We start from the raw sequence: 6219 nt of genomic DNA on the forward strand, positions 1-6219 counted from the left end.
TTTGGTGTTTGCTAACGAGTGTGGAGGAGCTGCAATGGAAGAAATGCAATGGCCAATGCCCATGGACAACCTTGAGGGGACCCGCTGCAATCTGCGCCTGCTCGCACCTCGGGACATCCCGGACATGATCCAGGCCTGCTCCGACCCCCTCACCCAACGTTTCACCACCATCCCCCACATCTACACCGAGGAGATGGCGCAGGAGTTCGTAGCCGCCGAGCGTGCCTGGGCAATCGTGGATGAAGACGACGTCTACTGCGGCCACATCGAACTCCGCCTGGAAAGCCTGGACAACCGGACGGTCAACGTGGGCTACCTCGCCGCACCATGGGCGCGGGGCAAGGGGCTCACTACCGACGCGCTCAAGGTGGTCATGGCTCACGCATTCAGGCACGGTGCGCATCGCTTCGAAGTGCGCTGTGCGGTAGACAATAAGGCGTCTCGTGCCGTCGCACGAAACGCCGGTGCAACCGAGGAAGGGATCCTCCGGGGCGCGGAATACCTGGGCGGCGAATTCCACGACATCGTGCTGCACGCCCGCCTGCGGCCCACTGAGTGAGGCAGTGTGAGGGAGTGTGAGGACGGGCGTCAGGGGTTGAGGTAAGGGGCTAGGCCAGCGGGACGCGGCGGACGGTGTTTGCTTCTTCGTCGGCCGCGTCGATCTCCGCGCGCGTGATGCCCAGCATGTGCAGCACCTCGTCCAAGAACGGCGAGCTCACGGAAGTATCCGCCACCTCCACCAGCGCCGGGCGAGCGTTAAACGCGATGCCGAGGCCGGCGGCGGAGATCATGTCGATGTCATTTGCGCCGTCGCCCACCGCAACGGTTTGGTGCATTTCCAGGCCGGAGTCTGCGGCGAACTCGCGGAGGAACTCGGCCTTGGCGGCGCGGTCCACCACTTTGCCGATCACGTTGCCGGTGAGCTTGCCATCTACGATTTCCAGCGTGTTCGCGCGCACATAGTCCAGCTCAAGCTCTTCTGCGAGGTCTTCGAGCACCTGGATAAAGCCGCCGGAGACCACGGCGGTTTTGTAGCCCAAGCGCTTGAGGGTGCGGATCGTGGTGCGGGCGCCGGGGGTGAGCACGATGTCATTGGCCACTTCTTGAATCACGGAGGCATCCAGCCCCGCGAGGGTCTTTACTCGCTCGCGCAGGGACTCCTCAAAGTCCAGCTCGCCCCGCATTGCGCGCTCGGTTACCGCTGCCACCTCTGCCTCGCGGCCAGCATGTGCTGCGAGCATTTCGATGACTTCACCAGTGATGAGGGTAGAATCGCAGTCAAAGCAGATGAGGCGCTTGGAGCGGCGCATAAGGCCTGCGCGCTCGATGGCGATGTCCACACCCACCTGGGCGGAGAGTTCCGCTAGTGCCTTACGCAGCATCTGTGCGCCGCCTGGCTTGGGGTCCGGCACGGTGATCTTAAGTTCCAGGCCGGTCACTGGGTAGTCAGAAATACCGCGGATGGTGTCAATGTTTGCGCCATAATCAGCCAGGGTTTGGCCGATCCTGGACAGCGCGGTTGCCTCCACAGGGCTGCCGAGCACCACCATTTCATGGGTAGAGCGCGGCCGGGAGTATTCTGCGGCATCTTGCAGCTCCACGGATACCTGGAGGCCGGCGAGGGTGGATTGGTTGAGGGTGTCTTTGAGGCCTGTGCGGATGGTTTCCAGCTCTTGCTCGTTCAGCCCCACATAGGCTGCGAGGGCCAGGAAGCCACGGAAGCGGGACTGCTCAACGTCAAGGAGTTGCACACCGTTTGCGGAGAGGACGCGAAACACGGCGGCGGACACTCCGGCGCGGTCTTTCCCTGTGACGGTTACTACGGCTGGGCGAAGGCCTGGTTGCAGCGGCACTGAGTATGAATCCATTGCTGTATTTTCCCACATGTTGGGTGTTTTTACCGCATGGCGGGTGGGACCTTGGGGCTTGGACCTGGGGCTTGAGCCTTGGGACCGCACTAGGTCTGGGAACCACAAGAGCCGCAGGCCCTGCGCGGACCTGCGGCTTGGAGGATTGTTCAGTAGAAGAATCGTTACTTCTTGTTCACTGGCTCGTGGTGGTGGCCAACGTGTGCTTCGCGGCGCATACGCTCCACCATGTGTGGGTAGTGCAGCTCGAACGCTGGGCGCTCGGAGCGGATACGTGGCATGGACACGAAGTTGTGGCGTGGTGGTGGGCAGGAGGTTGCCCACTCCAGGGAGTTGCCGTAGCCCCATGGGTCGTCCACGGTAACGATCTCGCCGTAGCGCCAGGACTTGAACACGTTCCACACGAATGGGATGACGGACATGCCCAGCAGGAAGGAGAAGACAGTAGAAACCTGGTTGAGGAAGGTGAAACCGTCGGACTCGAGGTAGTCAGCGTAGCGGCGTGGCATGCCCTCGTTACCAACGTAGTGCTGGACCAGGAAGGTGCCGTGGAAGCCGATGAAGGTGAGCCAGAAGTGGATCTTGCCCAGGGTCTCATCCAGCATGCGGCCGGTGATCTTGGGGAACCAGAAGTACACACCAGCGAAGGATGCGAACACCACGGTGCCGAAGAGGGTGTAGTGGAAGTGCGCAATCAGGAAGTAGGACTCAGCGAGCTGGAAGTCCAGTGGTGGGGATGCCAGCATGATGCCGGTGAGACCACCGAAGAGGAAGGTCACCAGGAAGCCCATGACCCACACCATTGGGGTCTCCCAGGAGATGTGGCCGCGCCACATGGTGCCCAACCAGTTGAAGAACTTCACGCCGGTTGGCACGGAGATCAGGAAGGTCATGAAGGAGAAGAATGGCAGCAGGATGGCGCCGGTCACGAACATGTGGTGTGCCCACACAGCCATGGAGAGTGCACCGATGGAGAGGGTTGCGAACACCAGGCCGATGTAGCCAAACATTGGCTTGCGGGAGAACACTGGGATGATTTCGGAAACGATGCCGAAGAAAGGCAGTGCGAGGACGTACACCTCTGGGTGGCCGAAGAACCAGAACAGGTGCTGCCAGAGGATGGCGCCGCCGTTGCCTGGATCGAAGATGTGGCCGCCGAGCTTGCGGTCGTAGAGCACACCGAGTGCTGCGGCGAGCAGCAGTGGGAAGATCATGAGCACGATCACGGATGCAACAAAGATGTTCCAGCAGAAGATCGGCATACGGAACATGGTCATGCCCGGTGCGCGCAGGGTGAGGATGGTGGTGATCATGTTCACTGCGGAAGCCACGGTGCCCACACCGGTGGCGCCCACGCCGACGATCCACATGTCGGCGCCGATGCCTGGGGAGTGGATGGAGTCAGCCAGTGGCAGGTACATGGTCCAGCCGAAGTCTGCTGCACCACCTGGGGTGAGGAAGCCTGCGAGCATTGCAACAACGCCGATCTGGGTGATCCAGAAACCAAAGGCGTTCAGACGTGGGAAGGCAACGTCTGGTGCACCGATCTGCAGTGGCAGCACGTAGTTAGCAAAGCCCCACACGATTGGCGTACCAAAGGCCAGCAGCATGACGGTGCCGTGCATGGTGAACAGTTGGTTGAACTGCTCGTTGGAAAGCATTTGCAGGCCTGGGGTGAACAGCTCTGCGCGGATGAGCAGGGCCATCAAGCCACCAACAAAGAACCAGATGAAGGACATCACCAAGTACATGACGCCCAAAAGCTTATGGTCGGTGGTGGTAAGCATCTTCCATGCCAGCTCGCCCTTGCGGCCGTTGCCGGATGGTGCGGGCCGTGTTGGCTCGACGTAACCCTCGAGCCGTGGCGCCACAGCGGTCATACGATCCTCCTGACTTGTGAGTCACCCACATAGTTTCAGGGAGTTTTCCCTGCGCTTGAGTGAAGTGACCTAATTTACATCGCCTTATCTTAAGGCCTTATACCGCCTAAAGCCAGCGGCTTTTGCTGGCATCTCCAGCGGGGTTACGGGTTCCTGCCAGCAATTTCCAAGGTTTTACCCGCGTTAAGCGTGATGGCCGTTGCTTATGCAGCAAAACCGGATTTTTTGCCACCCCGAACGCTGCGAATATCGTGACCCTTGCCACATCCCACATACCCCCGCGGGGTATCAATCCAAAGGTTGATCCCCTCCAGCTCCTGGATCCGTACTCAACTCACCGCCAGTCAAGCCACAGCAGCCCCATACGCAACAGCGCCGCCCCCTCTCCCCCACCTCGCGAACGCAGAGATAGCAAAGATAAAGGAAGAGAAAGCGGCGCCAAGACCATCGGCCAATGCTGCCCCTTGACTTCAGCCAAGGAACCCTAAAAGGAGCCCTAGAAGTCCCAGTCGTCGTCAGTGGTGTTCTCGGCCTTACCGATCACATAGGAGGAACCGGAGCCGGAGAAGAAGTCGTGGTTCTCGTCGGCGTTTGGCGAGAGCGCGGAAAGGATCGCCGGGGACACGCGGGTTTCGTCGGCCGGGAAGAGACCTTCGTAGCCAAGGTTGTTCAGCGCCTTGTTGGCGTTGTAGCGCAGGAAGCGCTTCACATCCTCGGTCCAGCCGAGCGGATCGTAGAGATCCTCGGTGTACTGGATTTCGTTGTCGTAAAGGTCATAGAGCAGGTCAAAGGTGTATTCCTTGAGCTCTTCGCGGCGAGCTTCGGTGGCTTCGCGCTGCGCCTGCTGGTACTTGTAGCCAATGTAGTAGCCATGCACGGCCTCGTCCCTAATGATGAGGCGAATGATGTCCGCGGTGTTGGTGAGCTTCGCGTGGCTGGACCAGTACATCGGCAGGTAGAAGCCGGAGTAGAACAGGAAGGACTCCAGGAGCGTGGAGGCAACCTTGCGCTTTTCCGGGTCGTCACCCTCATAGTAGGACAGCACGATCTTGGCCTTGCGCTGCAGGTTCTCGTTCTCCTCGGACCAGCGGAAGGCCTCGTTGATCTCCTTGGTGGATGCCAGGGTCATGAAGATGTTGGAGTAGCTCTTGGCATGCACGCTCTCCATGAAGGCAATGTTGGTATATACAGCCTCTTCGTGTGGAGTGCGGGCGTCGGGAATCATCGAAGTAGCGCCAACGGTGCCCTGAATCGTGTCCAGCATGGTCAAGCCGGTGAACACGCGCATGGTGGTCTGCTTTTCCAGCTCGTTGAGGGTGGACCAGCTCTTGATGTCGTTGGACACGGGCACCTTTTCCGGCAGCCAGAAGTTGCCGGTGAGGCGGTCCCAGACCTCGAGGTCCTTCTCATCGGGGATGGTGTTCCAGTTGATTGCACTCACTGGCTTGGGGTGCGACTCAAGGTATGAATCGTAAGACACTTCCGTGCGCCTCCACTCTCACTGTTCCCGCCACATTTCGCTACGCGGCACGATCTAGATTTCTTCTGTTTCAACCTGAGCGCAACAATATCATTCCTTGACTAACGTCACAGATCAGTGAAATAGGCCACATCCAATCACCAAGGTTAGGCTTAGCGGCGTACCCAGCGCCCGCAGGAAACAAGGCTTCGCGCGGCAACAAAAAGGCGGCAGTGAGCAGCGCTATTAGCTTTACTCACATAATCAAATAGGCGTTGAAAGGTTTTTGCAATGATTGCCTTCCCTTAACCGAAAACCGTATTTAAGGTGGCCTAAGCTTCAGTGACACATCCGGTGGACGTCGGTACGCTTTGGGGCATGGCTATCAATGAAAAACTCGCAGCAGCAATGAACAACCAAGTGACCGCAGAGCTCGAGGCCGCAATGGTCTACCTGCAGCTCTCCTACCACATGGACGACCTCGGCCTGGTGGGCATGCGTGACTGGTTCCAGAACCAGCACCAAGAAGAACTCACCCACGCAGAGGCATTCGCGGAGCACCTGCGCGACCGCGGCTACGTCCCACAGATCGGCGACATCACCCCACCAAAGCTGGACATCGCCAACGCCACCGACGCCTTCGAGGCTTCCCTGGCGCACGAGCAGAAGGTCTCCGGCCTGATCCGTGACCTCGCTGCCCTCTCCGATTCCGTGAAGGACTACGACTCCCGCCCACTCCTCGACCACTTCCTGGCTGAGCAGATCGAGGAGGAGGCAACCGTGGGTGGCATCCTGGACCGCCTCAAGCTCGCCGATACCGGCGCAGGCATCCTGCAAATCGACAAGGAGCTCGCGGAGCGCGATTCTGCAGAATAGGGTTGCGGAATAGGGTTTGGCACAAGGAACGCTTGTGCTGAGATAGTTAGGGCTTGGCTTCGAAGTTTTCGAGGCCGGGCCCTTTTTCCGTGTGCTTTTTGGCTGGCGTGGGCGTGGGGGGTTGGGGGCATTGGGG

Annotated in this window: 5 protein-coding genes; 2 read left to right on the forward strand and 3 right to left on the reverse strand. The window is 59.6% G+C overall.

All coding sequences use genetic code 11. From position 1 onward, the window contains the following. Positions 1 to 34 precede the first annotated feature (34 nt). The gene (locus NQ018_RS05885) at positions 35 to 559 is read left to right on the forward strand and encodes a GNAT family N-acetyltransferase (protein WP_257039134.1); all 525 of its coding nucleotides are present in this window, start codon (positions 35 to 37) and stop codon (positions 557 to 559) included. A 49-nt stretch (positions 560 to 608) separates the two neighbouring features. On the opposite strand, the gene serB is transcribed toward NQ018_RS05885, so the two are convergent. The 3 genes from serB to nrdF form a co-directional block, all read right to left on the reverse strand. Further along, positions 609 to 1868, reverse strand: coding sequence for a phosphoserine phosphatase SerB (serB, locus tag NQ018_RS05890; RefSeq protein WP_373456444.1), 1260 nt, complete (start codon positions 1866 to 1868; stop codon positions 609 to 611). Positions 1869 to 2032: 164 nt separating this feature from the next. After that, the gene (gene ctaD, locus NQ018_RS05895; protein WP_257039136.1) at positions 2033 to 3748 is read right to left on the reverse strand and encodes an aa3-type cytochrome oxidase subunit I; all 1716 of its coding nucleotides are present in this window, start codon (positions 3746 to 3748) and stop codon (positions 2033 to 2035) included. Between the two features lie 496 nt (positions 3749 to 4244). Further along, on the reverse strand, positions 4245 to 5228 hold the full coding sequence (nrdF, locus tag NQ018_RS05900; protein ID WP_257059447.1) for a class 1b ribonucleoside-diphosphate reductase subunit beta: 984 nt from the start codon (positions 5226 to 5228) through the stop codon (positions 4245 to 4247). A gap of 357 nt (positions 5229 to 5585) precedes the next feature. Here nrdF and NQ018_RS05905 point away from each other — a divergent pair, with 357 nt between their 5' ends. Next, positions 5586 to 6083 (forward strand): ferritin, encoded by a 498-nt coding sequence (locus tag NQ018_RS05905; RefSeq protein WP_257039138.1) that lies wholly within the window; start codon positions 5586 to 5588, stop codon positions 6081 to 6083. Positions 6084 to 6219: the final 136 nt, after the last annotated feature.

It is taken from the genome of Corynebacterium kozikiae (assembly GCF_024580965.1).
GTDB lineage: Bacteria > Actinomycetota > Actinomycetes > Mycobacteriales > Mycobacteriaceae > Corynebacterium > Corynebacterium kozikiae.